Genomic DNA, 25,560 nt, shown 5'->3' with positions numbered 1-25,560 from the left:
TCTGATATTGACAGTATACAATTATAAACCGTAAATGTGAGCGGCATCGACGGTATCGCAGATAGTGTCACTATATTCAGATAGGATAAGATCGAAGATAAATGGCAGATGTCATTGGCTCAAAATTCAATTATAGTAAAGATTAAAATAATTACTCTCAATAATTTTAAGGATAAAGTAATGAAAAAACTAGGATTGTGTGTTGCAGTAGCGCTGAGCTTAAGCGCCTGTACGAGTATGAATGGTGGCACATCTGTTGGTAATGGCAATCAAAACACCGTCATCACTAACTATCCCGTCGAAACTGCCATGCTCAACATTTATACCAAAGCGCGTAGCCAAAATTTGGTTGCGGTGGTCGATGACAAACAACTGTCAGCAGACATCAGAGTGACGCCTAAAGGCAATATGGTCTTTAACAATCAACAGGTTCAAGGTACTGAAGTCAATACGATTAATAAATCGGACAATCAAGTTGTCAGTCAATCCGTCAGTATTAATTACTTTACTCTTTCACCATTAGTGTTCCATGGCTATACCAGCAGTGCAGGTGAGTATTCAGTATCGACACAGACGACTACCCTCCCAAAATTGGCTATGGTCGGTGAGGCAAGTCCATTAATCACAGAAACGGTCTATAGCGATAGCAGTCAACTTAAAAGAATAGGCGTGTATAATCAATCTTGGTCTCTGGTACAAGATAGCAATCAAACCGCGTGGTTTTGTATCAACAGCTCAGCCAATGCTTTATTGGCAGTTGACCCTAATGGTAGTTCTGCCGAATGCTATAAAATTAATGCCAAAGGTGACATCTTGGATAGCAAGTTAACGCTGCAAGTGCCAACAAATAGTGGTACTCAAACCGTAAACTTTACCAGTCAATAATCATTGTCTTAATAAGGCATTCATAAAAAACCCACCTGACTGTTATTAGCAGTACTGCGTGGGCTTTTTATTCACTTTTTTTTGGCAATGGTGCTGTCATCTTTATGCCGCCCCATGTCACCAAGCCAACGCCAAGCGCGATTAAAGATGCACCTAGAATAAGTCCATCCGGTGCGCTTTCACCTTGTAAAAATATAGCGATAGGCACGCCAACCACTGCCCCAACTGATCCCAGTAAACTTAATAGCACCGGACCACCCGTTTTTTGTAACAAAAATAAGAGTAAGAATTGTCCTGCAAAGATACAGGCTTGTATACCGATTAGAGCAAACGGTAGCACTGCTCCACGCGGAACCACCAATGAAAAGCTCGAAAATATACTGACCATTCCTAGCCAAATTGCTGCTGCAATCAGCATACCTGGTGCAAGCGCACTAGGAGATGCCTTATCCGGCCACCGTAATGTGCGATAGATATTGCCAATGGCGAGCAAGACAGGACCACAGAGCGCGATTAAAATCCAAAATATACTGGCATCGGGTGCAGAAAACTTGCGTATTGCTAATACACCAGCACCTGCAAGCGCTGCTGCTACCCCAAAAGCACGGATGGTATTGAAACGCTCTATACGTAACGCGAGTGCACCAAGGTAGGTAAGCAGCGGTGGCAGTGCAATCATCATTGCCACAAAGCCTGCACCGACATGCGGAATAGCTGAGAAAAATATTAAATTAGAACCGGCAACGCTGACCAGTGCAGCCACAAAATAGTATTCAAAACCACGTGCGCTTAAAGGCGGATGCTCATGCCGTAACAGCGCCACTACTGACAGAATAATCGCCGCGCCTGTGATGGACCAAAATAAAAAAGCCAGTGGCGTTAAGCCGATTTCGCCCGCGTATTTCGCTAGATTGGTAGATACCCCAAGTAATAAACCACCCGCTAAAAGACAACTAAAAGGAATCAACCACGCATGATTGCGGTTAGATACCTTTTGTTCTGTAAACTCACTCATGGATTATCCTGTTTGCTTAAAACTTTCATCGACTGTCCATGCTCAATAGCTTTCCACACCCAGTTATTTGTATATATGGAGAATAGATAAATGCTTAATTCTCTCAGGGTGACGTATTGACTCTTAAAACACAAGTGAGCTTATAATATTATTGTGCCACTACAACCATTACAGGGTCTAGCTATCAGATCCAGCCTTCTTCCAAAAGCTGCTCAGTATTACTCACTTTAAAATCATGGTATAAGTTAAAAAATACCGCAGGGTCTTCAACATTATCAAGCAACTCTCGTTTATTGAGCGCCACAAACATCGCTAGCGCATAAGCTGCACAATGGATGGATTTTTTTGGATTAAATTCCATATCAGTAAAGGCTTGATATTGCATAACCTCTTCATGCAGTTGAGTATTTTGCTTGAGGGCATTCACATACAGCCAATCATAAAACGCGGTCAATGGCTCTACGCTCCACTCTATACCAAAATAATTGTAGCTAATTAATTCACCTGAAGTTATTAACCGCTCATCTTTTTTGGCTTGTCTTGGTGGCGCTGTCAGCAAGTCGGTATAGGGACCACCGTATTCAAAAACACCACTGCTTTGAAAGGCATTTTCGACACTATACTGCTTACCATCATACTCATTAGCCAGCTTTAAGCTCAATGGACTCAGTAAAAAACTCAGCTTATTGCCAGATTTACTCGATAGCTCTAAGACACTATTAAACCCATATTTCTTGCGAATCACTTGATGCATATCATTGATGGATTTTTTCTTTTGTCTACTGGCGAATCCCACATGCCGCTCAAACCTAACCATGTCCGTTTTTACCAGATTGTCACTATTAACTCTAGGCATGAATACGGGTCTGTGTTCTACAGCGTTTTGAGTTTGTTCCATAGGGTTCTGTCTTGGTTCCATAGCAATGTGCCTTATATCAATGTTCTTTTGTTAATGTCTTTATATCACTGCCCTTTTACAAATGCTCGGGCAATCAAGCGTAAAGAAGTTTATCTTATTATCAGTTATTTATCCCACTCTATATTGGCACTGTATTACATACGGCGACTAAAAATCAGAGATGATAGTAGTATTAGATATCGTGAGTCGGTCAATTAAGAGGTGGCAATCAAAGAGAAGGTTTAGTTTACATTGTTTATTACGCTTTATTTCCAACTGCACAAACGCTGGAACAATTGCTTATCAACGCTCAAAAGACCACAGATAGAATTATCAATAAAGCGAGCTTTTGGCAGATGCATCAACAACATGCTCTGAATGATAGACAAGTAAAGATACTAAATACTTTATTGACTAATTTTTATGGCAAGCTGACCATCAAGAAATGAGCAGCGACGACCAAATGCTCAATAGATACGGCACTGCTTGATATGAATGACTTGATAGATAATGGTATATCAAAAATCAAACTATTAGTGGCGTTTACTTGTAGGTAAAACTAGGCTGTTCTGAAAAAAAATTTACGCTATATATTGTTGCGCTAATTAGAAGCATAAGTGCAGGCTGAATATCAACACTAAGCCAAAGTGATGAGAACAATATGATTAGTAAGGTAAAAAATTTAAAAGTACTATGGATGACGATAATAGCTACACTTATTTCGCATATCGAACAACACTACTGGTAAGTTATTACACTAGTCCTAACTTTAGTATAGATAAATTATATAAACTCAAAACATATCTAGAGCAAGAATCATGGCAACAATTACCAACCGAGAATCATATTGGCCATGGCCCAAACTCATTAGGTATGGCAGGACAAACAGTAACTAATAGTACTGTAATCCTATGTAAGAAAGAGTCTACAATACTTATCTGGATGGAAAATGTGAAGGGAAAGTATGGAAATACCTTCGATGCGAGAACAATGATTCGACTCTTATTTGATTATCGAACGCCATGTTTTGATTTGAATATCGATTATAATAAGTAACTTACCCAGAAATTCCCGACTATTCCCCTATCAGACGTTATGTTAATCACGACTAAGTTTTCGATACTTAAGTAGATGAGGCAATCGATCATTCCAACAAGCTATCTTGTGGTAGTACCCTCTTTATTTTGACTGAGCAAGCATATCAGCCATACTTTTCCAGCTTTATTAATCCTAGTTGCTTCCTATTATTCAGTAATGTCAGATAGCGCTTTTACTTTTATGATTAATTTAAGTATTTAATCGTTGTGCCTATGCTATCTAGATTCTTTAATCTAAAGTGTGTTTATTACTTAATATCGTGGTCAGCGGTCTTCAATGCTACCGACGATGAAGTAGGAAACAGGCGTTTTTTAGTCAAAATATAATGGGCAACCATACCGATAAGAATACCCCAAAATACTGAACTGAGCCCTAAGAAATGCATACCAGATGCCGTAGCTAAGAAAGTAATCAATGCCGAGTCTCTTTGACCATCGTCTCTCATAGCAGTGGTAATATTGGCAGAGATGGCACCGATCAGTGCCAGACCAGCCAACGCTGCGACCAGCTCTCTAGGTAGCAAGCTAAACACCATCACAATACTGCTAGCGAATAAACCACCGAATAAATAAAAGATACCATTAGCGACACCGGCAATATAGCGCTTTTCTTTAAGTTCGTGAGCATCTTTGCCTGTACACAGTGCCGCAGTGATCGCTGCGAGCACAATAGTAATACCGCCAACGCAAGCAACGGCTAATGAGGCAACACTGGAAACTACGATAATAGGTTTGGCTGGCGTCTCATAACCACTTAATTTCAAGATAGCCATACCGGGTAAGAACTGTCCCGTTAAGCTGACAAGGATAAGCGGTATGGCAAGGTTAAAAGTAGAGTTCCACGACCATTCAGGTGAGATAAATGTTGGTATAGTTATCGCTAAGTTAAAATTGACAGGGTTTATCTTACCAAATAAGGCACTTAAAATGACACCGCACAGTAATACCCAAATCATTGTATAGCGCGGTGATAAGCGTTTGGCGAATAGATAGCAAGCCAGCATACTAAAAACAATAAATGGCATGGTATCGGTAGCTTTGAATAATTCTAAGCCGAATTGAAACAGTATGCCGGCCATCATCCCAGCGGCAATGCCGTTTGGAATCCATTTTAAGATTTTGTCAAAATAGCCCATTGCCCCAATAATAAAAATAACAATAGCTGAGATAATATAAGCTCCAACAGCTTCATTGATACTTATATGTGGAAATAGCGTTACGAGTAAAGCAGTACCTGGTGCAGACCATGCGGTAATAATGGGTGTCTTATATTTAATCGATAGATAAATGCCAGGAACAGCAGCACCTATTGATATGCCCCAAATCCAAGAGGCCATCATTGCATCTGAAACTTGCGCGGCTTGTGCTGCTTGAAAGAAAATAATTAAAGGACCAGCGTAAGAGATGAGTACCGCTAAAAAACCGGCAACGGATGCTGAGACTGACCAGTCTTTTTTCAGAGTTTGTATTAAATTTGCCATATTGCCTCCGTGCAAATCGGCATTACTTCATAGACGAAGTTGGTAGATCAGATGAGTGTCTCAGCTGCGATATGTTCTCCAAACTAAAACAAAGGGTATTAACCTTTATCGCCACCGCCACCAATGGGTATGATGCTACCAGTGATATAGGAGGATGCATGCGAAGCTAAAAAAGAGATAGTATTCACTTGCTACTCTATCGTGCCATATCTTCCTAGCAAGGTACTACAAAGTGTTTGATTAACAATGCATCAATCAATCCTTTTTCTTTTTTAGTTGACGGTTTACCATTACGAAGTATTTTTTTAGCGGTACCTCTTTATCATCAGCCGCAACAGCGGTTACTCTAATACCTTCATTTGCGTATTCAAAGGTCAGTGAAGCTGTCATTGCATCACGCCAACCTTCGATGTTGAGTAGAGAATACGGTTAGGACCGCGTGTTGAAATCAAGGATACGTTGACAATCGTGCTAGACTGTCGGTCTATCATCGTTGGTAGCATACTGAATAATGACTGGCTTCAATATCATAAGTATTGTGTTTTCAACATTTTTTAATATTGATATGAAAGCCACTAATTTTATTAGAAGCAGCATCGACGCGTGTATTTATGAAATCATTTATTCAGCTGCTAAATTCACTGCCAATATGCGCTGTATTATCAATACTATATTTTTTAGTCATTTAAAGAATCACTTTCTATGCGCCCGTCAACTAGGTTAATAGTGCGATCACAAGAGGCTGATAGTCTTGGATCATGGGTGACTAACAATACGGCACAGTCGCGCTCACGATTAATTTTACGGAATAACTCGAACACGTCAGCCGCCGTCACCGTATCAAGATTGCCAGTTGGTTCATCAGCTAATAATAACGCCGGTTCGGTAATAAGCGCTCTGGCAATCGCAACTCGCTGCTGTTGACCGCCGGACAGCTCGTTTGGCTTATTGGCAGAAAACTTAGATAATCCAACAGCGGCAAGTAAATCATGTGCACGCTGCAATGCAAATTTATCTGGTTTGCCACGTGTTAGCATTAATGGCATCAGTATATTATCTAACACGGTAAAAGCTTGAATCAGATGATGAAACTGAAAAACAAAGCCGATACTATGACCACGCAGTGCGGTGCGTCCGGCATCATCCATGCCACTGGTTGCCTGCTCTAATAAATAAAGCTCGCCGCTAGTAGGCTTATCTAGCAATCCCAATATATTTAATAACGTACTTTTGCCAGAGCCAGAAGGACCAATCAGCGCGGCAAAGTCATTACTGCTAATGGTTAAATTAATCCCATGCAGCACCTCAACTTCATTGGGCTGACCAACATTATAAGACTTGTGCAGCGCCTCTAAACGCAGAACTTCGTGCGAGGTAGCAGACTTACTATCAGCCTTATTATTAGACTTACTATTAAACTGGTTAAGCGTATTATTAGACATAGCGAATCGCCACTACAGGATCCAGTGCCGCGGCGCGGCGTGAGGGTATGGCAGCGGCTAACACACCTGTCAGCGTAGCCAGTAACATTGCTACCATCACTAGCTTGACGGAAATTGGAATATAAAATAAACCGGGACCAAAAGTATTAAATACCCACACCAGTACGTAACTTGCTGCACTGCCCAAAATAGAACCCAATAAGCCAAACACAGCGCCCTGAATCAAAAAAATTCGTAAGATTTGCTGACGGGTGGCACCTGTTGCTCGTAAAATTCCAATTTCACGGGTGCGCTGTACGACGCTGACCGACAACACACTAGCAATGCCAAAGGCAACCGATATCGCCACAAAGACGATAATCATATTGGTCGACAAGCTTTGTGCTGAAAGCGCATTCATCAATTGTACATTGGTCTTAATCCAGCTCTCTGCTTGCAATGAGGTCAAACGCCCTACTTGTGCAGCGATATTTTCTGCCTCAAAAATATCGGCAACGGTTAAATCAATCACCGTCACACCACCTGGAAGACTGAGCAATGATTGCGCCTGTTTTAAGTCTAAATAAACATAGCGTGCATCCAGCTCACGCACGCCCAGCTCAAATATTCCTGCAACATTTACCACCGCATTATTCTGCTGACCGGTTTCTAATCGCAGCTTACTACCAACTTGTACGCCAAGATCTTTAGCCAACTGACTGCCAATCAACACTTCATCAGCGCCAACTCGCAGTTGACCACTAATCAGATACTTCTCAAGTGGGATAATCTTCTGATATCGTTCAAGGTCAGTACCCACTAATGCAACCGACGCCAACGCATCACCTCGCCGTACAAATGCAGGTCCTGATACCGTGGGTGATACTGCCGTTAATAGGGGTAATTGATCTAAGGTCGTGGTGATTTGTTGCCAGTTGTTGATAGAGCGTAGCCGCTGTGGGCGTTTATCTTCTTGCAATAATTGTACTGTGCCTGCGATAGGCGCAAGCACCTGATTGACCTCATCGGGTGGTAATAGGCGAATATGCGCCTGCGTGCCTAACGTATTCTCGATAAGATTAGACTGCAGACCCTGTACTAAAGCGGTAATAAAAATAATAACTGCCACACCCACCGCAACGCCGACGGTAATCATCAACGACTGTAAACGTCCCTCACGCAAAAAGCTCATCGCAATGGTTGCTTCAATCCACAGTCGCCCAAAAAATCCGGTCAATTACTTGTCTCCGGTAATACGCTAGCAAGATTTTTATCATGAACACTTTGAATCAGTGAGGCTTTTTGCGACTCAATACGTACCCGAGAGCCATCTGCTAATGAGGTCGCCGCATCAGCCAACACCTCATCACCAATACTTAAGCCTGCAATCACCTCAGACATGGCTAAACCTCGCAAACCCAACGTTACTTTTTGACGTTGTATTTTACCATCACGCAGCAGCACCACGACCGCATCATCGCCTTGTACACTGCCCAAAGCATCATTCGGTAGCACGAGTGCTTGGGCGCGGCGATCCGTTTCGATATTCACCGACACCGTCATATCCTGACGCAAAAATTCAGGCAAAGGATTAACCGTCAAACGCACCTCTACTGTACCGCGCTGCGGATCCACACTCGGCGCAATAAAATTAATATAAGCAGGAAAAGGCTGGTCTGGATAAGCATCAGTAATCGCCATCGCGCTTTGCTGTAAGGCGAGCTTTGATAAATTGCGCTCATCAAGTGGCACTCGAATCTCCGTACTGCCATCAACCGCAATGGTGAACAATGTCTGACCCGGTTGTATCAAATCGCCCGTTTCTACATCGCGTGTTAGTACCGTACCTGCCACTTGGCTACGTACTTCAGTTTTATTAAATTGAGCCTGTAATGCCGCCACACGCTCCTTTAACAGCGTTTCCTCAACACCGCCTTCTTGCAGTGCCGCGGCTTTTAAACGTGCGGCTTCAAGATTATTTTTAGCCTGACTTTCCGCCTGCTCCGCTTGCGCCATCTCTTCAGCGGAAATTGCCGAAATCGCTGCCAACTGGCGGCGACGCTCTACATTCCCACGAGCTTGGGTCAACTGAACTTGCGCATTTGCCAATGCCACTTCAGCTTGAGGACGGGTGCTGGTTGCAAGCTCAGTCAGCGCAGTTTCTGCTTGGCGCACTTGCGCGGCAACGTCATCTGAGCGCAACACCAACAGCAAATCTCCTTGTGCCACGCGGTCGCCTTCTTGTACCAGTCGCTCAAGTACCACGCCAGTCACCTCACTGCCCACTTGGGTGCGCGACACCGTGACTACTTGCCCAGTTGCCACCACCGTTTGTACCAGTGGCATTGACTGTACGGTATAGCTTGGCAACAGCGGTCCCTGCCACCAACGAAATAGCGCAAAACCAACGGCAAGCATTATCAATATGATAATAACCACATATTTATAGTGGACAGCGCGCAATGAGATTCTCCAGTTCAAGGTACAGACCTACTTGAATACAGTTGCTATTAAATTTGATTATCTTAGCAGTGTACATGAAAGACATGACTAAAGTAGTGGTAGCTGATGCCTTAACAATCAGTACGCTGGCTGCTGGTTTCCAAATTATACTAAGCGTTATTATGCGTTATTGTCAGTTTATGCTATTTACTGTCGTTCACATGCCGTCACTAATACTAATAAAGACATATTTACAACGCGCTGTATGCTTTCTTAACGCTTTAATAAGTTATAGAAAATTATGGAATTAACAAACATAAAAAATGGAAATTTAAGGCAGTGACTACTATGTAAACGATGAACTGGGTAAACAATGAACTGGTAACTTGAGCTCAAGCTATGATTACTGGTCAGACTCTACTCTATAGCTTTTAAGCCGGCTTTAGCAACCTGCACATCTTGACTGCCGTGCGCACCGCCCACTCCAATACCACCAACCACAATGCCATCAATATAAATAGGTACACCGCCATCTAAGATAAGTATATTTTCATCTAAATAGCGAATGTCACTAGGAATCGTACCATCCGCAACACCCTTAGCAATGACCGCCGTTTCTCTTTTTTGTGAATTAGCGGTATACGCTTTTTTATAACTGGCACGGATGGTATGCACCCCTGCTCGATGGTCTCTTAACACGGCTAGCGTCTGTCCAGAGGCATCAACGACCGTGACTGACACCATCCACTGGTTCTTTTTAGCTTCTAGGGCGGCTGCAGTCACTATGTTCTGTGCCATCTCACCAGTTAATACAGGAATTGTTGCCATATAAGCTCCAGAATTAGATACGTTCGGTTTAGTTTGATTGCTTTGTGCAGTAGTGCTGGCACAAGCCGTAATTGACAACATTGACGTTGCAAGGGCAGCACAAACAAGTAAGTTTTTCATGTTAAATCCTAACAGTTAGTTTACTGATTATTTAATTTAAGCGCTATTAAGTATTAGGAAGATTGATCGCCTTAGCATAACCTGTAGGAACAAACTTCATCGTGACCACCAGCATGGCTACCAGCGTGCTCAAAAGCAGTAGCCAAACGACCTGAAAGCTACCTAACCATTCACGTAAAAACCCTGCGAAATAAGGAACAATAGCGGTAATAATAAAACCTATTCCTTGTACAAATGCCGTCAGTGCGCCAGCCAATCTAGGTGCGGATAGATGGTCAAGCGCCACGGTAAGCGTTAATGAAAAACAAGCGCCAAGACCACCACCTATCATAGCTGCCCACAGAATCAGCAGTGACTCTGGCATCAGAATTAATCCTGCAAAGCCTACAATCTGAATACCTACAGCAAAAAATAACCAAGGGCGACGATCTAAGCGATGAGCAGACAGCGCAGGCGCACCTAACGCACCCAGCACTTGAAAAATAGTCATAATACCGATTAGCTCGCCACTACCTTGGGCGCTCCATCCTAAATCATGAGCATAAGTCGGTAGAAATGCAATCATACAAGCATAACCAGCGTTCGCTAAGCCAAAGTAGCTGGCTAATAACCATGCGCGCCGATTCTTAAAAAAATTGACTGCCACGCCATTATGCTTTGTTTCCATCACCTCGGACGGTCTTAACCACCACAAAAAAAGTGCTACTACAGGCAACAGCAACCATATCCCAAGACCTGCTTGCCAACTGCCATAATGCTGAGCAACTACTGGGCTCAGTGTTGCCGCAATGCCGCCCCCAGCCATTAGTAATGCTGAATAAATACCCATGGCTAACGGGACACGCTGAGGATACCAGCGTTTTACCACGCCGGGTGCTAACGCCTGTACGATAGCAATACCAGTACCACCTATTAAGGCGCTAGCAATCAACGCCCAACCTGTTCCTAAACCCAAACGCCATAAACCAGATGCAGCAATCGCTAATAGCCCACCCGTTATCCAAGCGTTTTCGCTCAGATGTTTCCCAATTAAAGGTAGCAATAAAGGGAAAACTCCCATACACAGCATCGGTAACACGACCAATAAAGAGGCCGCTTGTAAGCCCATACCAGTACTCAGTCTAATCCCTTCCAGAAGCGGGCCAGTGGACGTCACGGTTGGACGTAGCGTTAATGCCAATCCAGCAATCACGAGCATAGGCCAAAATAACGTCAGCGCCGACTGGTGTCTCGTAGAGGAAATACGTTCAGTAATCATTAGTAAGATGATGTCCTTTATTGCTAAAAGTGTAGCCCAAAAAATCCGACGCTGAGCGCCGACTTTTGCCATATTTTTCTAAAGTTTTAACTTTTAAGCGTTTTAACCTTTTCAAAAAGGTTCGTAAAACTTTATAAACGATTAGAAAGGCTTAAAAGGTAGAAATTTACCATCAAGGGTAATGACAGCACGGTCGCCACCTTCTGGATCGGCAACTTTTTTGATATCCACTTTAAAGTTAATCGCGCTGATGATGCCATCACCAAACTGCTCATGTACCAGTGCTTTAAGAGTTGTGCCATAGACCTGCATCATCTCATAAAACCGATAGATGGTAGGATCTGTAGGCATTTCACTGCCCACACTGCCGCGGTGTGGAATTGCTTGTAGTAAAACGATGGCTTCGTCATCAAGACCTAACGTTTCGCCGACTTTTTGTGCGGCATCCGCAGGCAATGGGTGCTGACCAAGCAGCGCTGCAGTCACATAGACATCGCTAAGATTAGTGCCTGCAGCTATTTGCTCAAACGATAAGTTTTTATCAGCTTTAGCGGCAATGATGGTGTCGGTTAAAGCTTGACGGGCGGTGTTGCTAACTTGAGACTGAATCATGGTAGTACCTTTTATTAATTAGTGGTTATTAGTGAATCGTTATTAGTAAATGATGGCAATTAAGTCAATCGTATTTAGCGTCAATAAAACAGTAAGGATGGTTTAAATCGCGACTGGCAGTGCTATAGGATAAGCGCGAACTTCTGTATTCTCGGCAAGCGCAACAAAGGTGTTGGTAGCGCCATCTAAAGCATCAATGCCACCTGTTTCAATATCGTAAACCCAACCATGTAAAGCCAAGCGTCCTTCTCTTATCGCCAGACGAACAGAGGGATGGGTTTTGATATTTTCAATCTGAGCAATGACATTTTCTCGTACCATAGATTCAATACGGTCGCTGTCATTGAGATGAGTGATAGATTCATTCACCACACGCGCTGAGTCGGCGTATTTTAGCCAGCTACCAACCGCTGGCATATGCTCCATACAGGTACAATTGGCAATGGCAGACATAGCTCCACAGTCTGAGTGCCCACAAATCACCACATCGGTCACTTGTAGTGCGGTGACGGCGTACTCTACCGAGGCAGAGACCCCACCAGGCTCAGGTCCATAAGATGGAACGATGTTACCAGCGTTACGAATCACGAACAGACCACCAGGTTCGCGTTGGGTGACCAACTCAGGGACTAAGCGACTGTCCGAGCAAGAGATAAATAACGTGCGCGGGTTTTGCTGAGTCGCTAAATCCTTGAATAAATCGGCGCGTTTTGGATAAGCCTCGCTATGGAACTTTAAAAAGCCTTCAATAATATCTTTCATAACGGCGGTCTCTGTTGTGTCGATAAAGTGAATACTACGCCGTTATTTCGATAAGGTAAAAGACTGGTATATTATGATTTCGATAACAAATACTTATAGGTAAAGGACGAGATATAAATTATGATGGCTATTGATAAACACCAATAACGTCCGCAATGACAATAAAGTAATGAACATAAAAAAATAACAATCGAGAAACCATGATACTTAGACACATAAAATACTTCCTCGCGGTTGCCAAGCATCAAAGCTTCACCCAAGCAGCAGCGTCTCTTTATGTCTCGCAGCCCGCTTTATCACAACAAATTAAGCAATTAGAAGAAACTTTAGGCGCGCCTTTATTTGATCGGTCGGGACGTCGTGTCAAGCTTACCCACGCCGGTGAGGTGTATGCTCGGTATGCGCATAAAGCGTTACAGGATTTAGAAGAGGGGCAACGAGCCATTCACGATGTGCAAAATCTGAGTCGCGGCGCGTTGCGGATTGCCATTACTCCTACCTTTACCACCTACCTCATTGGCCCGCTGATAAAAGCATTTCATGACCGTTATCCTAACGTCACGCTGAGCGTACAAGAGATGTCGCAGGAGCAGATGGAAAAGCAGTTGCTTAATGATGAATTCGATGTGGGTATTGCTTTTGCGGATGTAAAATCTGCTGATATAGAAGCGCAGACTCTACTCATTGAAACACTGGCGTTGGTCGTGAACAAAAATCATCCGCTTGCAAAGCGCCAAGCGATTGATGTACAAACGCTAAGTGAACAGGAACTGGTATTACTCAGCCATGAATTTGTAACCCGTGGACAAATTGAGCGTTATTGGCGCCAACACGACATCCAGCCAAAGGTATTGATGGAGGCAAACTCATTAAGTGCTGTGATTGAGATAGTACGCAACACGCAATTGAGCACCTTGTTACCGTCCAACATCGTGAGTAATCGCGATGAGCTGATTGCGATTGCCCTGGCACCCTCTTTACTACAGCGCACTGCCGTATTGCTGCAACGAAAAGGTGCTTATCAGAGCGCTGCTAATAAAGCGTTTATTGGCTTAGCGCATCAACACTGTGAGCAAAATTACATAAGTAATGATAAAGATTGATTAGTACGGAAAACTATTTATAAATATTTCTGTACTTTATCTGTACAACACCTATTGAACTGACTGAAGGTAAACTTGACCAAAAGCAACCATTGGTTATCCTATACAGAGAAGCGCTTTATCTTCATGTCTATAGCTTTGACATTAGGACGTTGAAAAGTTACTTTTTAGGTCATAAAAGCTGTTTAAGAGAGCATGATCTATTATAAAATAGCTGAGCTGAAGTGAGAGAAGGCGGCTGAATAAGAGTAGATGTTATGAAGTGCACTGATTAAAAGGATATCTCAATTCTGAGGTATTTGGGTTTTGTAGCCCGTTAGGTATAAAAAACCTGCTTTTCTATACACCTCAGCATGATATGGATAGAAAACCCAAAAATCTATACACATTATCAAATTTTAACACCAATACTATTCAGAAAATCTATTTAGAAAGCGGCTTTGCACTTCGCCGCCTTTTTTATAGCCAATACGCTCATTAGTTGTGGTGAAGTGTACAAAGAAATGTTTTAGCAGGTAGAGAGCTTTAAAACAGCATCGAGTGTCCTAAGAAAATTAGAATAAACACCTTCTTGTTAATCATTAATATTTATCATAAAGAATATTGTGAGCTTACCGTTACAGATTCGTTTTGTAACCTATAACCCTCCTGCTCCCTTACTTGATGCCTCACTGTTTTCTACCAATATCGCCGATGCACTTTTCTTTAGTATCGCCCACTGCTCATCATCGACATAAATACCTTCTTTCCATGCGCGTTTATGAGTTTCAAACAGCTCATCCGTTGATACTTTTTTGTCAAAAATTTGGATTTCTTGTTCAATATCAAAATTAGAGGTCGACAGCTCAATCACCATATCGTTGGTATTATAGTTATCCTGTGCCTCATTAAAATAATATATATCAGGATAAACGAATCTTTTATCTAAAGTAAATATTGTATGCTTCGGTGCTGTGCCATTGTCCCATTTAGCTAAACAAGCGATACCTTTTGCCGCAAGATTTACCAGCTCACTATAAGCCAACCAGCGATTATGGCAGTTGCGCAAATAGATTTTAAAGTGATCACGATTGCCCATTTTTTCAATGGCGTAGTCCATCACAGCAGGCAGATGACAAACCAAACTGCTGCCATGCAAATCCAAACTGACTTCACCGTCAGCTTGATGGACGATATCGATAGGCGCATCACGTTCAGATAAAATAAATGGACTGGCATTATTAAAGTGGGTGATGCCGTTAAGACCTGCCATTTGCAGCTCTGCTACCATCGAGGCAATCAAGTCAGCCTCCCCGACTTCACGTTGCAACCCCAAAAAGGCTTTATTCACCATGGTCACGATTTCATTATGCGATACGATCATGTCTCAATACTCCTTATTGGGCGGCTAATGGTAAGGTCGGTAGCTCATTTATTTTTGGTAAAAGAGGAAATAGCCATTCATCACTGTGGACGTCATCGAATAACGGCGCACCTTGGAACAATGTCACACGCACCCAGCGATCTGAACGCGGATCAAATTTGGTTGCACCAAACATAGACAATTTACAGCGTAATAAATGCATCGGTAATGCGGTCTTTTGCAATACGTTAATCTGAATATCACCCATCTTTTTATGACCCATTGTCCATACGCGACGGGCGATTGTGCGATATTTTGGCTGGGTTAAGATAAATTCTGATAGCAACTGTTGTGGATCTGCTTGTTGTAACGCCAAGTACAGCGTATTGGCTTGTCTACCAATATCAAGTAAGAACTCTTTATCATCGCCCTGCTCTTGTCCACGTACGCCCATTCTCGGCTCTTCTTTATCCTCAGAGCGATACCAAAACCAATAGACATTCTCTTCTGCAGCAAAATCAATGTTAATTGCCCACTGATAACGCGCTTCTAATACTTCAATCAAGTCTTGAACGACTTTGCCACTCGGTAGTGACATGGTTTCATCAGCATTTACTTGCCCTGCAAAATCATCTACAAGCTCAGGATAAAGCTCCATCATGCACGAGATAATGACTTCTTGACTCTCATAACTGAGATGGTCATTACGCTGTAAAAAATCAGCCCACGTATCGCAGTCTTTAAGCTCAGTAGCAAGGTTTTCTTGCAACGTTGTTAACTCTTTAACGACCGTACTATTCAGTAGAATTTGCGGCTCATTGATGGTGACCACTTCCGAGAAGTGTTGAATAGCACGATTCATTAAGGTTGAGAATTGCTGTATTTTGCTATTATCAGATTCAGGCTCAATATCACAGACCAATACCGCTTGTAGTGCCCCTTCGCGAGTACTTAACCATTGATCAACGACACAAGGATGATTAATTAAATAAGGTGCCATCCCAAGACCAGTGGCATTACCGATACCCAAATATTGCTTAATCTCTGGATGTAAGCTGACTGCCTTATCGCCGCCTTTTTTCTTCGCCAAATAATCCACCCAATCTAGGCTAAATTCTCTTAGCAAATAAACGGCACACATCTGCGCGCGAAAAGACTGGTTAAAGTCTTCACTGTGATCGAGTGGCTTAAAGTCGTAAATACCGAATTTCCCATTACCATAAACGGCTGTCGTACGCAAGATATAACCGACTTGCGCCAAGACGTCCAAATCAGGCTGTTGCCCGTCAGCAAGCGCGCTGACAATGTGGTCAAAGACGCGCACGCTTTTATTAGCACGTGCCAATACCATGACCATATTTGAGTTGCGACCTGCTTCTTGTAGCGGCACATTTGCTTTTAGGTTTGCCAATAACTCATCGCCGATTTCGCCATAAACCAATGCAAATGTTACATCCCATTTTTGCGCAATCACGCGGTCGTTACGCTCTTCATCAGCAATTTGATTGCAGAATACCACTAAGTGGTAAATGTGCTCAGGCGTTTGCAAACGATAAATAACTTGTCCGTAGCCATTATCATCTAAATCCCAAAGATGCTTAGTTAACGTCCAATTTTCTTTATCGATTTTACGCAGGAGCGACCGCACAAAGCTGATACGCGTTTGGTGCATCGCGCCCAATCTTTCAGAGTGCATCACCACATCGGGGGTACGGAAGCTGACCGCGTCTAGATTATCGTTGGCTAGCTTTTCGTTGTTTGGCAAAGTATGTTCCATATAACTATCACCTTAAATAATGGGTTAAGCCAATAATTTATTTGCTACGTGTAAACACTGAACTAAATGAGTAAATAAATTATTCGCTATAGTAATGACGCACTTAACTGATTTCTTTAGTGACTGTTTTTTTAGTAATACTCTCTGTAGCAATTTTTTCTTCAGCAAGTCGATGAGCAGTCTCAACTCGGTTAGGACGATAAAGATCTTGGTCGTGAGCCATTTGTTGCGCAATTTTAGGTCCGTTCCATAACGATGGCAGTAGAATAAAAGACACAGGCACTGCGGTAATCACAATAAAGGATTGCAACGCAGTCACACCGCCGTCACCAAGTGAGATTAAAGCAATCGCTGTCACACCCATCATGATGCCCCAAAAGGTACGAATCGTAGCGTTGGGCTCGCGCTCACCACTGATAACGACACTGATGGTATAAGTCATCGAGTCGCCCGTCGTGACGATAAAGATCATGGTCAAAATGATAAACAGTAACGAGGTAATCAAGGGGAACGGAAGCTGTTGAGTGATTGCTAATAACGCACCCGGAAGATTAAAGCCTTCAAAAGCAGTACTGACACTACCTGGATTGGCAATCTCAAACGCCAGACCTGTACCGCCAATAACCGTGAACCAAAAGCAAGTAACCAGCGGGGCAATAATACAAACCGTCGTGATCAACTGACGAATCGTACGACCACGGGAGATACGGGCGATAAAGATAGCCATCATCGGACCATAGCCCAAGAACCAACCCCAAAAGAACACCGTCCAACCACCAAGCCAGACTTCATCACCACGATACGTTGCCATCGGGATAAAGTTATGCACCATCGTGCCAACGCCTTGAATATAACCATTCACAATAAACTTACTAGGACCAAACATTAAAATAAAGACCATCAACCCAAAAGCCAATATCACATTAAAACGGCTCAGTATTTGCATTCCTCGGGTCAGTCCACTAATGGCTGAGAGGGTATAAAGGGCGATAGCAAATATGATAATAATAAGCTGAGTGGTAAAGGTATCAGGAATACCAAATAGCGTGTTGAGGGCATAGCTGGTTTGTAGACCCAAAAAGCCAATAGGACCAATCGTACCTGCAGCAACCGCTACAATACAGCACGCATCAATGATTGCGCCCGTTTGACCATGCAGAACACGTTCACCAAATACTGGATATAACAGCGTACGCGGTTTGAGAGGAAGACCTTTGTCATAATGCAAGTGCATCACCACAATAGCGGTTAAGCTACCAACAATCGACCACGCTAAAAACCCCCAATGCATAAACGATTGTGACAATGCATTAATGGCGCGTTGTTGGATATCAGTCGATTCACCATATAAAGGTGGCGCGGTCACAAAGTGAGCGATAGGCTCAGCCGCTGCCCAAAAAACGCCGCCGCCAGCCAGTAGCGTACAGAATAAAATCGCCATCCATTTGAAATTATCCATTTCAGGCTTGGGTAAATTGCCTAAAATAACCCGACCCGTACGACCAGCACCAACGGCTAACGCAATCACAAACGTCGCCAGCAGCAGAAGTTGCCAAAAAGGACCAAAGACATTTGCCGACCATACAAAACCTACATTAACTATTTTTGCTAAACGCGCTTCTGCAAATATCGCCATTAAAACAAAGATAACGATAAAACCACCACTGTACCAAAAAGCAGGGTTTTTCAGTCCTAGAGTATCCGATGATTCTTCGCTTTGAACCAAATTGTCCAATGAAACATCAGGAATGATTGAGCTTCCTTGCTCACTATGCTTACTATTAATTCCCTTTAAATCAGCCATGGTGTGGCTCCATATAATAAAGTTGTTTCGCTTAGGTCGGTATTACATTGACACGGACATTAACACTGCCTTGCTGGTTTATACGTTCATTTTGTTAGGTTGAAGCGCTAAATATTACTAAACGCTTTATAAAGGTTTTATACCGCTTTCAAGAAAATCAAACCAATTTTGACCGATGATTTTTCCAGCATCTTTATCATTGAAGCCATGTTTTAATAAACCGTTATAAATATTTTCCATACCATCCTTGCCCGCAAACCACGGCAAAGTATCTGGCCAACCTGAGTTATTAGCATTGCCTTCACCATAGTCCATTGCCTTTGACCAACGCCCGTTACGCATCCACTCGAGTACTGCTTGTGGTTGGTTAAGGCATAAGTCACTACCAATCGCTAAATGCTCAACGCCATATTTATCAGCACAATCAGCAATCATGGTACAAAAATCATTTAACGTACAATCACTGCCATTCGGTAAATGAAAAGGATATAAGCTAAATCCTAATAAGCCACCTGCCTTGGTTAAAGCACTAATAACGGTGTCAGATTTATTACGCAACGCTTCATGCGCAGTAGTCGGATTGGCATGACTGATACAGATTGGACGGCTCGATATCTCAATGGCTTCAAGCGTTGATTGCTCTGCGCTGTGCGACATATCAATAATCATACCGACTCGATTCATCTCGGCTATGGCTTGTTGACCGAAACGTGTTACCCCTGAATCATTTTGCTCATAACAACCCGTCGCCAGTAAGCTCTGGTTGTTATAGGTCAATTGCATAATTAATAGACCTAAACGGCGCATGACACTAATAAGACCAATCTCATCATCAATCGGTGAACAGTTCTGTGCGCCAAAAAATATACCCACTTTGCCTTGCTGCTTCGCATTCTCAATATCAAACACTGAATATACCGGTAAGATCAGGTCTGAGTTTTGTTCAAAGCGGCTATTCCACTCGGCAAAGCGAGTCATCGTCTGCCGTGCATCCTCGTGGTATACCAAAGTGGCATGTACCGCATGAATACCACTGGCTTGTAGCATTTTGAAATAATCACGATCCCAATGGCTATACTGTAATCCGTCAATGACGATATGGTCTTGGTACATATCAAATTCCTTTTCTGCTTTGTGTAAGTAGCCGCTAGGTGCATGTCCAATCAGTTGCGCCTCGATTGCGGCTAGCATCCTTTTTTATAAGCCCTTTTAATAAGCCTCTAGTACGCTTTCTGATAAGCCGTTTTAACAATGGTATAAAACTCTTTGGCATACGAACCTTGTTCGCGTGGACCAAAGCTTGACTCTTTACGACCACCAAACGGCACATGATAATCGGTACCAGCGGTTGCTAGATTGACCATGACGCAGCCTGCTTGTACTTGTTCCTTAAACATCGCGCTATTACGCAAGCTTTGAGTGATAATGCCACCTGTCAAACCAAAGCGCGTATCATTGGTCATAGCAATCGCTTCTTCTAAATTCTTCACACGCATCACACAAGCCATTGGCGCGAATACTTCTTCTTGGTTAACGTCCCAGCTATTATCAGTCTCGGTGAACAAAGTTGGTGACATATAGTAACCCTCATGCGGCATGTCTAAACGCTCACCACCAAAGGCTAAATTGGCACCTAATTGCTTGGCTTTTTCGATCCAATCCATGTTAGACGCAAGCTGTTTGTCATCAACAATCGGACCCATAAAAATACCGTCATCAAGCGCGTGACCAACTTTTAAAGTTTTCATTTTTGCGACAACACCGTCGACGAAAGCATCATGAATACCGTCCATCACAATCAAGCGTGAAGATGCAGTACATTTTTGTCCTGAACCACCAAATGCACCAGCAACGGCAGCATCAATGGCAACTTGCAAATCAGCATCATCGGCAATGACCAAGGCGTTTTTACTACCCATCTCAAGTTGGCAACGGACAAAGTTTGGCGCGGTTGCCGCAGCAACTTTGCGGCCTGTTGCGACTGAACCAGTAAAGCTAACTGCATCGATATCTTTTGAATTAATCAGCGCGTCACCAACTGATGAGCCACCACCCAATACTAAGTTAAACGTACCTTCTGGTAACCCTTGACGGTGAATGATTTCAGCTAAAGCAACCGCACTAGCAGGCGTTAGATTCGCAGGCTTCCAGATGACACTGTTGCCATAGGCTAACGCTGGTGCAATTTTCCAGACAGCAGTAGCAGTTGGGAAGTTCCAAGGTGAAATGATAGCGACGACACCGACTGCTTCACGGGTCACTTCGACTTTCACACCAGGACGCACCGAGTCAGCAAGGTCACCCATCTGGCGTAATACTTCAGCGGCATAATAATGAAAGAATTGACCAGCACGATAAATCTCGCCACGACCTTCAGCGAAAGGTTTGCCTTCTTCACGTGATAGCAAAGTACCCAATTCATCACAACGCGCAATCATCTCATCGCCAATCGCTTGCAAGATAGATTGCTTTTTCTCCATGGGCGTTTTTTCCCATTTTGGCTGTGCAAGGCGTGCAGCGGCAATGGCATCTTGTACTTGTTCGCTACTGGCTTGAGCAAACTCGCCAATCGTTTCACTAACATCTGATGGATTAATATTGGCAATGGTATTACTACCCGCTTGCCATTCACCATTGATATAAAGTGATTTTTTTGGGTCTTGTTTGAGGGCTTGATTTGACATTATATTGTCCTTAGTTTATTAAAAATTTGAATGATGAAAGTTTTTGAATACTTAGGTAAATAGAGTCGAAAAGGTTTATAGCACAGCCGCATATACGACCAGCTCAACCAGCATTTCTTCTCTTGCCAATCCTGATATGACTAGCGCAGCACGGTTTGGGTAAGGTGCAGTAAAGTATTCAGCATAAACTTGATTAACCGTTTTTAGATACTCGCGATCTGTAACATAGATGAGTACTTGTAATACTGAATCCATGCTGGCATTGGCACATTCTAAGGTGTGTTTAAGGTTATCTAGCGTTTGTCGAGTTTGGGCTTCGATACCACCCGCAACCACGTCACCATTCTCATCAATAGGAATTTGCGCAGTATATAAAGTTCCATTGTTTGTGACTGCCCATTCAAGTGGCGACTTAGAGGCATAAAGTGAGGTTTTAACCGCTTGTTTGGTTGAGTGAGTGGTCATATCGTCATATCCCTTGATTGAATGGTTTCACAATTTATTTCTTTGTTAGTGCTTATCCTACGCAATAAATAATGATAAATCTAACTAATTAAATATCAAAAACGATAGATTTAATCTATCATTGATAATTAATATGTATTTAATCAATAACAGCAAGCACAAAGGCGCTAATCACTATGAAACTACAGCAGTTACGACATTTTTTATTTGTGGTAGAAGAAGGCGGGTTTCGTGCAGCAGCTAACCGCGCTAACAGGTCACAGGCAGCATTATCCGCATCGATAAAGGAGCTTGAGAAGACACTAGATCAGCGTTTATTTGAAGTTGGAAATAAAGCAACATTGACCCCTTTTGGAGAAAGCTGTGTGCCCAAAATTCAACAGTTTCTCAGTGTCTATCAAGGATTAGAAGACGATTTACAGGCAATAGCATCAGGAGAAAAGGGGAAAATAAGAATTGCCAGTGTGCCATCGCTAGTGACTAAGCTATTGCCTAGCGTGTTAGTTGCTTATTCAAAAAAATATCCCGATATCGAAATCGTATTGATAGATGATAATGCGGTTGGCGTAGCAAATCGATTACTCACGGGTGAAGTAGATTTGGCATTGGGAAACTGTACGAGTATTGATGAAAAAGAAATTGATTTTACCCTGCTTATATCAGATCCCATCGGTGTGGTTTGTCTTAAAAGTAATGAGCTGAACCATTTGCAAGAAAGTGATGAATTAACTCAGTCGCACGGATTAAAGTGGCAGCAACTTATGGCAGAGCCGTTTATTTATAACGGCACTTGTAAGTTGCTTGAGAATACACCTGCAGAAGTGCTCAATCGAAAGGCTCGATATACGGTAGAAAATATTACCTCACTGTTCTCCTTATTAAGAAACGATCTTGGCATTACTACCCTGCCGAAACTTGCCTTCCCTTCTAATGAGCCCGAACTGGTCTGGATAAATTTACTTGACCCTTCTTTGAATAGACAAATCGGTATTTTTAAATTAGCCAATAAATCTATATCTCCACCGGCTCAAGCTTTCTATGAGCTATGTGTGGCCTACGTTCAAGAGTATTATTTCTTGTAATGTATTAACAATAAGGCTAACTATTGCCTTCTTTTTTAGATTTATAGATTATAACTATGTTATTAGAATTTTAAGGTATAAGGGAGGAGACGGTTATTGTATCTACTCTTTATATGCAGCAATTTAACTTTGGATAAGCAGTATCAACTGTCTCATTAGCTGGCTGACATTCGCTTATGAAAAGGCTAGCACTGTTACCAGTGTTTCCTATTAGTAATTATTTAGCAGCTATCTAGGAACATGATGCATCACTACCAGCCCATTGCTATGATTTGCTTAAGTAGATCGGTTAGTGCAATAGTTTTACGCCAATCTTATCTTCAAATACCTGGGTAAGTGGATTCCTCTCTCTAGGTTAATTTAACTTAAGGTTCACTATTGCAAGAGAAAAAGGATGCGCCGTAAAACTGAGGACCATTTACATGGTGTCTTTAAAATGTCTCTTTTATTAACTGATGCTGCCAGTCTAATATGAGGCTATAACAAGCAAACCAGCCTACTTAACCGAGGGGCTATTGTCAGTCATTCGATAGTGGTTCCTTATAATCAGCGATATTACTATCTCTCCAAACCATATACTGTATTTGTGGTAAGTAGATGATTTAATATAGGCGTAGAAAGATTATCGAGAGGGTTTCCGTTAAAATTAACCCATTCTAGATTAGTGAGCTGTAAAAAACTCTCAGGTAGCTCTCTAAGTCCACAATCCGTAAAATTAAGCTTGGTTAGGTTATTGAGCTGATGAATACTGTCTGGAAAAGATTCGAGATGACAGTGAATAAGATTAAGCTCCGTAAGGTTACTAAGTTGCCCAATGCTATCAGGTAAGCATTTAAGGTTACAATTAATAAGATCAAGCTTGGTTAGGCTAGTGAGCTGGCCAATACTGTCAGGTAATTCTTCCAGAAGACAGTGACTAATAAAAAGCTCCGTTAAATTATGAAGTTGCCCAATGCTATTAGGAAGGTCTATAAGCTCACAATGATTAATATACAACTTAGTTAGGTTAGCGAGTTGCCCAATATTATCAGGAAGATGTTTAAACGCACAGTGAATCAGGTCTAGCTGAGTCAGGTTACTGAATTGTCCGACATGATTAGGCAAGTGTTTAAGATTACAATGATTAATAAAAAGCTTAGTAAGACTACTAAGTTGACCAATGCTGTCAGGTAATTCTGCCAACTCACAGTCAATCAGATCAAGTTCCGTAAGATTAGAGAGCTGACCAAAACTATCCGGTAAGCATCTAAGCTTACACCGACTAATAAAAAGCTTAGTAAGATTAGCAAGTTGACCCATACTATCAGGTAGCTGTTTGAGCTTACTATCATCAATAAGAAGTTCAGTCAGGTTGCTGAGTTGCCCAATACTATTGGGTAATTCTATAAGGTTAGAATGATAGATAGACAGTTTGGTTAGGTTAGAGAGTAGCCCTATATTTTGCGGTAAATGACTCGAATTAATACCACTAACACTAATTTCTACAAGATTCGTCAGATAAGTGATTTCGTCAGGTATATAGCCCACTCTATAGACATCTCTAGAATGTTGTTCATCCAGTTCAGGCTCTAGAATTTCTAGCTTTTTCATGGCCAGCAAAGCCTCTTTATTACGAGGAACCTCAGAGTTGAGCAATTCAAATTCGTCTGCCCATGCCCATATTTTCTTAACCCAATTATCGTCAGTATCTAACGTTTTGTTAGAAGTATTAGAGATTTCCTGATGATAGTTATTATTATCTTGAAACATAGCCTTGCTCCTTAGCCCGCTTGGTTAATCAGCATGTTACGCAAATTACCAATGGCTTTAGTGGGGTTTAATCCCTTTGGACAATACAACACGCAATTCATTATGCCTCGACAACGGAATAAACTGAACGGATCTTCTAAACGTAGCAAACGTGCCCGAGTATCCGTATCTCGGCTATCTACAGCAAAGCGATTAGCGTTTAATAGCGCTGCTGGGCCTAAAAACTTATCAGGATTCCACCAAAACGATGGGCAAGCAGTTGAACAACACGCGCATAAAATACACTCGTAGAGACCATTTAGCTTTTCACGTTGCTCAGGTGATTGCAGACGCTCGGTTGGCGGTGGGGGCTGATCATTGATTAAGTAAGGATGAATCTTTTCATATTGCTCGTAAAATTGATTCATATCGATAACCAAATCACGAACAACTGGTAGACCTGGTAGCGGACGAACCGTTATTTTTTCAGGTAGACTATTCAAATTTATTAGACATGCCAAGCCGTTTCTACCATTAATATTCATAGCATCAGAGCCGCAAATGCCTTCACGGCAAGAACGACGAAAAGTGATGGTTTCATCTTGTTGTTTGAGACGTATTAATATATCAAGCAACATACGATCTGAGTCCAGCAGTTCAATCGTATAGCTCTGCATGCGTGGCGCTGTGTCCTTATCAGGGTCATAGCGATAGATTTCGATGGTGCGAGTACCTCGGCTCATAATGCTAAACTCC

At 42.4% G+C, this 25,560-nt stretch carries 22 protein-coding genes; 3 read left to right on the top strand and 19 right to left on the bottom strand.

Annotation, left to right across the window (positions count from 1 at the left end; translation table 11 throughout):
* Positions 1 to 180 precede the first annotated feature (180 nt).
* Entirely contained in the window at positions 181 to 885 is a 705-nt protein-coding gene (locus H2245_RS00575; RefSeq protein WP_182405080.1) for a hypothetical protein, read from the top strand.
* A 67-nt stretch (positions 886 to 952) separates the two neighbouring features.
* On the opposite strand, the gene H2245_RS00570 is transcribed toward H2245_RS00575, so the two are convergent.
* The 11 genes from H2245_RS00570 to H2245_RS00525 all read right to left on the bottom strand — a co-directional run bounded on the left by H2245_RS00570 (position 953) and on the right by H2245_RS00525 (position 12,819).
* A complete protein-coding gene (locus H2245_RS00570; protein ID WP_182405079.1) occupies positions 953 to 1,900 on the bottom strand; it encodes a DMT family transporter in 948 nt (315 codons plus the stop codon).
* Between the two features lie 184 nt (positions 1,901 to 2,084).
* A complete protein-coding gene (locus H2245_RS00565; protein ID WP_182405651.1) occupies positions 2,085 to 2,798 on the bottom strand; it encodes a DUF6977 family protein in 714 nt (237 codons plus the stop codon).
* Positions 2,799 to 4,143: 1,345 nt separating this feature from the next.
* Positions 4,144 to 5,376 carry a benzoate/H(+) symporter BenE gene (benE, locus tag H2245_RS00560; RefSeq protein ID WP_182405078.1) on the bottom strand — a complete coding sequence of 411 codons (1,233 nt, stop codon included), beginning with the start codon at positions 5,374 to 5,376 and terminating at the stop codon, positions 4,144 to 4,146.
* Between the two features lie 255 nt (positions 5,377 to 5,631).
* Positions 5,632 to 5,766, bottom strand: coding sequence for a hypothetical protein (locus H2245_RS12035; protein ID WP_259365021.1), 135 nt, complete (start codon positions 5,764 to 5,766; stop codon positions 5,632 to 5,634).
* Positions 5,767 to 6,053: 287 nt separating this feature from the next.
* Positions 6,054 to 6,818, bottom strand: coding sequence for an ABC transporter ATP-binding protein (locus H2245_RS00555; protein ID WP_182405077.1), 765 nt, complete (start codon positions 6,816 to 6,818; stop codon positions 6,054 to 6,056).
* Positions 6,811 to 8,034, bottom strand: a complete 1,224-nt coding sequence (locus H2245_RS00550; protein ID WP_182405076.1) for an ABC transporter permease — start codon at positions 8,032 to 8,034, stop codon at positions 6,811 to 6,813. The genes H2245_RS00555 and H2245_RS00550 overlap by 8 nt, the downstream gene beginning before the upstream one ends.
* Positions 8,031 to 9,260 carry an efflux RND transporter periplasmic adaptor subunit gene (locus tag H2245_RS00545; RefSeq protein ID WP_182405650.1) on the bottom strand — a complete coding sequence of 410 codons (1,230 nt, stop codon included), beginning with the start codon at positions 9,258 to 9,260 and terminating at the stop codon, positions 8,031 to 8,033. Before H2245_RS00545 ends, H2245_RS00550 begins: the two co-directional genes overlap by 4 nt.
* Positions 9,261 to 9,656: 396 nt before the next feature.
* A complete protein-coding gene (locus tag H2245_RS00540; RefSeq protein ID WP_182405075.1) occupies positions 9,657 to 10,187 on the bottom strand; it encodes a heme-binding protein in 531 nt (176 codons plus the stop codon).
* A gap of 46 nt (positions 10,188 to 10,233) precedes the next feature.
* Positions 10,234 to 11,445, bottom strand: coding sequence for a CynX/NimT family MFS transporter (locus tag H2245_RS00535; protein WP_182405074.1), 1,212 nt, complete (start codon positions 11,443 to 11,445; stop codon positions 10,234 to 10,236).
* 141 nt (positions 11,446 to 11,586) lie between these two features.
* The gene (gene cynS, locus H2245_RS00530; protein ID WP_182405073.1) at positions 11,587 to 12,057 is read right to left on the bottom strand and encodes a cyanase; all 471 of its coding nucleotides are present in this window, start codon (positions 12,055 to 12,057) and stop codon (positions 11,587 to 11,589) included.
* A gap of 102 nt (positions 12,058 to 12,159) precedes the next feature.
* Positions 12,160 to 12,819 (bottom strand): carbonic anhydrase, encoded by a 660-nt coding sequence (locus tag H2245_RS00525; RefSeq protein ID WP_182405072.1) that lies wholly within the window; start codon positions 12,817 to 12,819, stop codon positions 12,160 to 12,162.
* Positions 12,820 to 13,019: 200 nt separating this feature from the next.
* On the opposite strand from H2245_RS00525, the gene cynR reads away from it, so the two are divergent.
* Positions 13,020 to 13,922 carry a transcriptional regulator CynR gene (gene cynR, locus H2245_RS00520; protein WP_182405071.1) on the top strand — a complete coding sequence of 301 codons (903 nt, stop codon included), beginning with the start codon at positions 13,020 to 13,022 and terminating at the stop codon, positions 13,920 to 13,922.
* Between the two features lie 637 nt (positions 13,923 to 14,559).
* On the opposite strand, the gene H2245_RS00515 is transcribed toward cynR, so the two are convergent.
* The 6 genes from H2245_RS00515 to H2245_RS00490 all read right to left on the bottom strand — a co-directional run bounded on the left by H2245_RS00515 (position 14,560) and on the right by H2245_RS00490 (position 21,994).
* On the bottom strand, positions 14,560 to 15,285 hold the full coding sequence (locus tag H2245_RS00515; protein ID WP_182405070.1) for a DUF3726 domain-containing protein: 726 nt from the start codon (positions 15,283 to 15,285) through the stop codon (positions 14,560 to 14,562).
* Positions 15,286 to 15,298: 13 nt separating this feature from the next.
* Positions 15,299 to 17,041 (bottom strand): hypothetical protein, encoded by a 1,743-nt coding sequence (locus H2245_RS00510; protein ID WP_182405069.1) that lies wholly within the window; start codon positions 17,039 to 17,041, stop codon positions 15,299 to 15,301.
* Positions 17,042 to 17,144: 103 nt separating this feature from the next.
* Positions 17,145 to 18,845, bottom strand: coding sequence for a BCCT family transporter (locus H2245_RS00505; RefSeq protein ID WP_182405068.1), 1,701 nt, complete (start codon positions 18,843 to 18,845; stop codon positions 17,145 to 17,147).
* A gap of 126 nt (positions 18,846 to 18,971) precedes the next feature.
* Positions 18,972 to 20,036 carry a dipeptidase gene (locus H2245_RS00500; protein ID WP_259365020.1) on the bottom strand — a complete coding sequence of 355 codons (1,065 nt, stop codon included), beginning with the start codon at positions 20,034 to 20,036 and terminating at the stop codon, positions 18,972 to 18,974.
* A 29-nt stretch (positions 20,037 to 20,065) separates the two neighbouring features.
* The gene (locus H2245_RS00495; RefSeq protein ID WP_182405067.1) at positions 20,066 to 21,529 is read right to left on the bottom strand and encodes an aldehyde dehydrogenase family protein; all 1,464 of its coding nucleotides are present in this window, start codon (positions 21,527 to 21,529) and stop codon (positions 20,066 to 20,068) included.
* Between the two features lie 75 nt (positions 21,530 to 21,604).
* On the bottom strand, positions 21,605 to 21,994 hold the full coding sequence (locus H2245_RS00490) for a RidA family protein (RefSeq protein ID WP_182405066.1): 390 nt from the start codon (positions 21,992 to 21,994) through the stop codon (positions 21,605 to 21,607).
* 176 nt (positions 21,995 to 22,170) lie between these two features.
* On the opposite strand from H2245_RS00490, the gene H2245_RS00485 reads away from it, so the two are divergent.
* Positions 22,171 to 23,076, top strand: coding sequence for a LysR family transcriptional regulator (locus H2245_RS00485; RefSeq protein WP_220464341.1), 906 nt, complete (start codon positions 22,171 to 22,173; stop codon positions 23,074 to 23,076).
* Between the two features lie 558 nt (positions 23,077 to 23,634).
* Here H2245_RS00485 and H2245_RS00480 read toward each other — a convergent pair.
* Both H2245_RS00480 and H2245_RS00475 read right to left on the bottom strand, forming a co-directional pair.
* Positions 23,635 to 24,825, bottom strand: coding sequence for a leucine-rich repeat domain-containing protein (locus tag H2245_RS00480; protein ID WP_182405065.1), 1,191 nt, complete (start codon positions 24,823 to 24,825; stop codon positions 23,635 to 23,637).
* 11 nt (positions 24,826 to 24,836) lie between these two features.
* Entirely contained in the window at positions 24,837 to 25,547 is a 711-nt protein-coding gene (locus tag H2245_RS00475) for a succinate dehydrogenase iron-sulfur subunit (protein ID WP_182405064.1), read from the bottom strand.
* Positions 25,548 to 25,560 lie beyond the last annotated feature (13 nt).

It is taken from the genome of Psychrobacter sp. GP33 (assembly GCF_014119005.1).
Lineage (GTDB): Bacteria > Pseudomonadota > Gammaproteobacteria > Pseudomonadales > Moraxellaceae > Psychrobacter.
Note: the sequence above shows the minus strand (reverse complement) of the source record. Positions and strands in the feature narration are given on the sequence as shown.

Excerpts from the sequence above, each read along its gene's own strand:
- H2245_RS00575 (WP_182405080.1), top strand. The coding sequence starts at position 181 with ATGAAAAAACTAGGATTGTGTGTTGCAGTAGCGCTGAGCTTAAGCGCC.
- H2245_RS00570 (WP_182405079.1), bottom strand. The coding sequence starts at position 1,900 with ATGAGTGAGTTTACAGAACAAAAGGTATCTAACCGCAATCATGCGTGG.
- H2245_RS00565 (WP_182405651.1), bottom strand. The coding sequence starts at position 2,798 with ATGGAACAAACTCAAAACGCTGTAGAACACAGACCCGTATTCATGCCT.
- benE (WP_182405078.1), bottom strand. The coding sequence starts at position 5,376 with ATGGCAAATTTAATACAAACTCTGAAAAAAGACTGGTCAGTCTCAGCA.
- H2245_RS12035 (WP_259365021.1), bottom strand. The coding sequence starts at position 5,766 with ATGACAGCTTCACTGACCTTTGAATACGCAAATGAAGGTATTAGAGTA.
- H2245_RS00555 (WP_182405077.1), bottom strand. The coding sequence starts at position 6,818 with ATGTCTAATAATACGCTTAACCAGTTTAATAGTAAGTCTAATAATAAG.
- H2245_RS00540 (WP_182405075.1), bottom strand. The coding sequence starts at position 10,187 with ATGAAAAACTTACTTGTTTGTGCTGCCCTTGCAACGTCAATGTTGTCA.
- H2245_RS00535 (WP_182405074.1), bottom strand. The coding sequence starts at position 11,445 with ATGATTACTGAACGTATTTCCTCTACGAGACACCAGTCGGCGCTGACG.
- cynS (WP_182405073.1), bottom strand. The coding sequence starts at position 12,057 with ATGATTCAGTCTCAAGTTAGCAACACCGCCCGTCAAGCTTTAACCGAC.
- H2245_RS00525 (WP_182405072.1), bottom strand. The coding sequence starts at position 12,819 with ATGAAAGATATTATTGAAGGCTTTTTAAAGTTCCATAGCGAGGCTTAT.
- cynR (WP_182405071.1), top strand. The coding sequence starts at position 13,020 with ATGATACTTAGACACATAAAATACTTCCTCGCGGTTGCCAAGCATCAA.
- H2245_RS00515 (WP_182405070.1), bottom strand. The coding sequence starts at position 15,285 with ATGATCGTATCGCATAATGAAATCGTGACCATGGTGAATAAAGCCTTT.
- H2245_RS00510 (WP_182405069.1), bottom strand. The coding sequence starts at position 17,041 with ATGGAACATACTTTGCCAAACAACGAAAAGCTAGCCAACGATAATCTA.
- H2245_RS00505 (WP_182405068.1), bottom strand. The coding sequence starts at position 18,845 with ATGGCTGATTTAAAGGGAATTAATAGTAAGCATAGTGAGCAAGGAAGC.
- H2245_RS00500 (WP_259365020.1), bottom strand. The coding sequence starts at position 20,036 with ATGCTAGCCGCAATCGAGGCGCAACTGATTGGACATGCACCTAGCGGC.
- H2245_RS00495 (WP_182405067.1), bottom strand. The coding sequence starts at position 21,529 with ATGTCAAATCAAGCCCTCAAACAAGACCCAAAAAAATCACTTTATATC.
- H2245_RS00490 (WP_182405066.1), bottom strand. The coding sequence starts at position 21,994 with ATGACCACTCACTCAACCAAACAAGCGGTTAAAACCTCACTTTATGCC.
- H2245_RS00485 (WP_220464341.1), top strand. The coding sequence starts at position 22,171 with ATGAAACTACAGCAGTTACGACATTTTTTATTTGTGGTAGAAGAAGGC.
- H2245_RS00480 (WP_182405065.1), bottom strand. The coding sequence starts at position 24,825 with ATGTTTCAAGATAATAATAACTATCATCAGGAAATCTCTAATACTTCT.
- H2245_RS00475 (WP_182405064.1), bottom strand. The coding sequence starts at position 25,547 with ATGAGCCGAGGTACTCGCACCATCGAAATCTATCGCTATGACCCTGAT.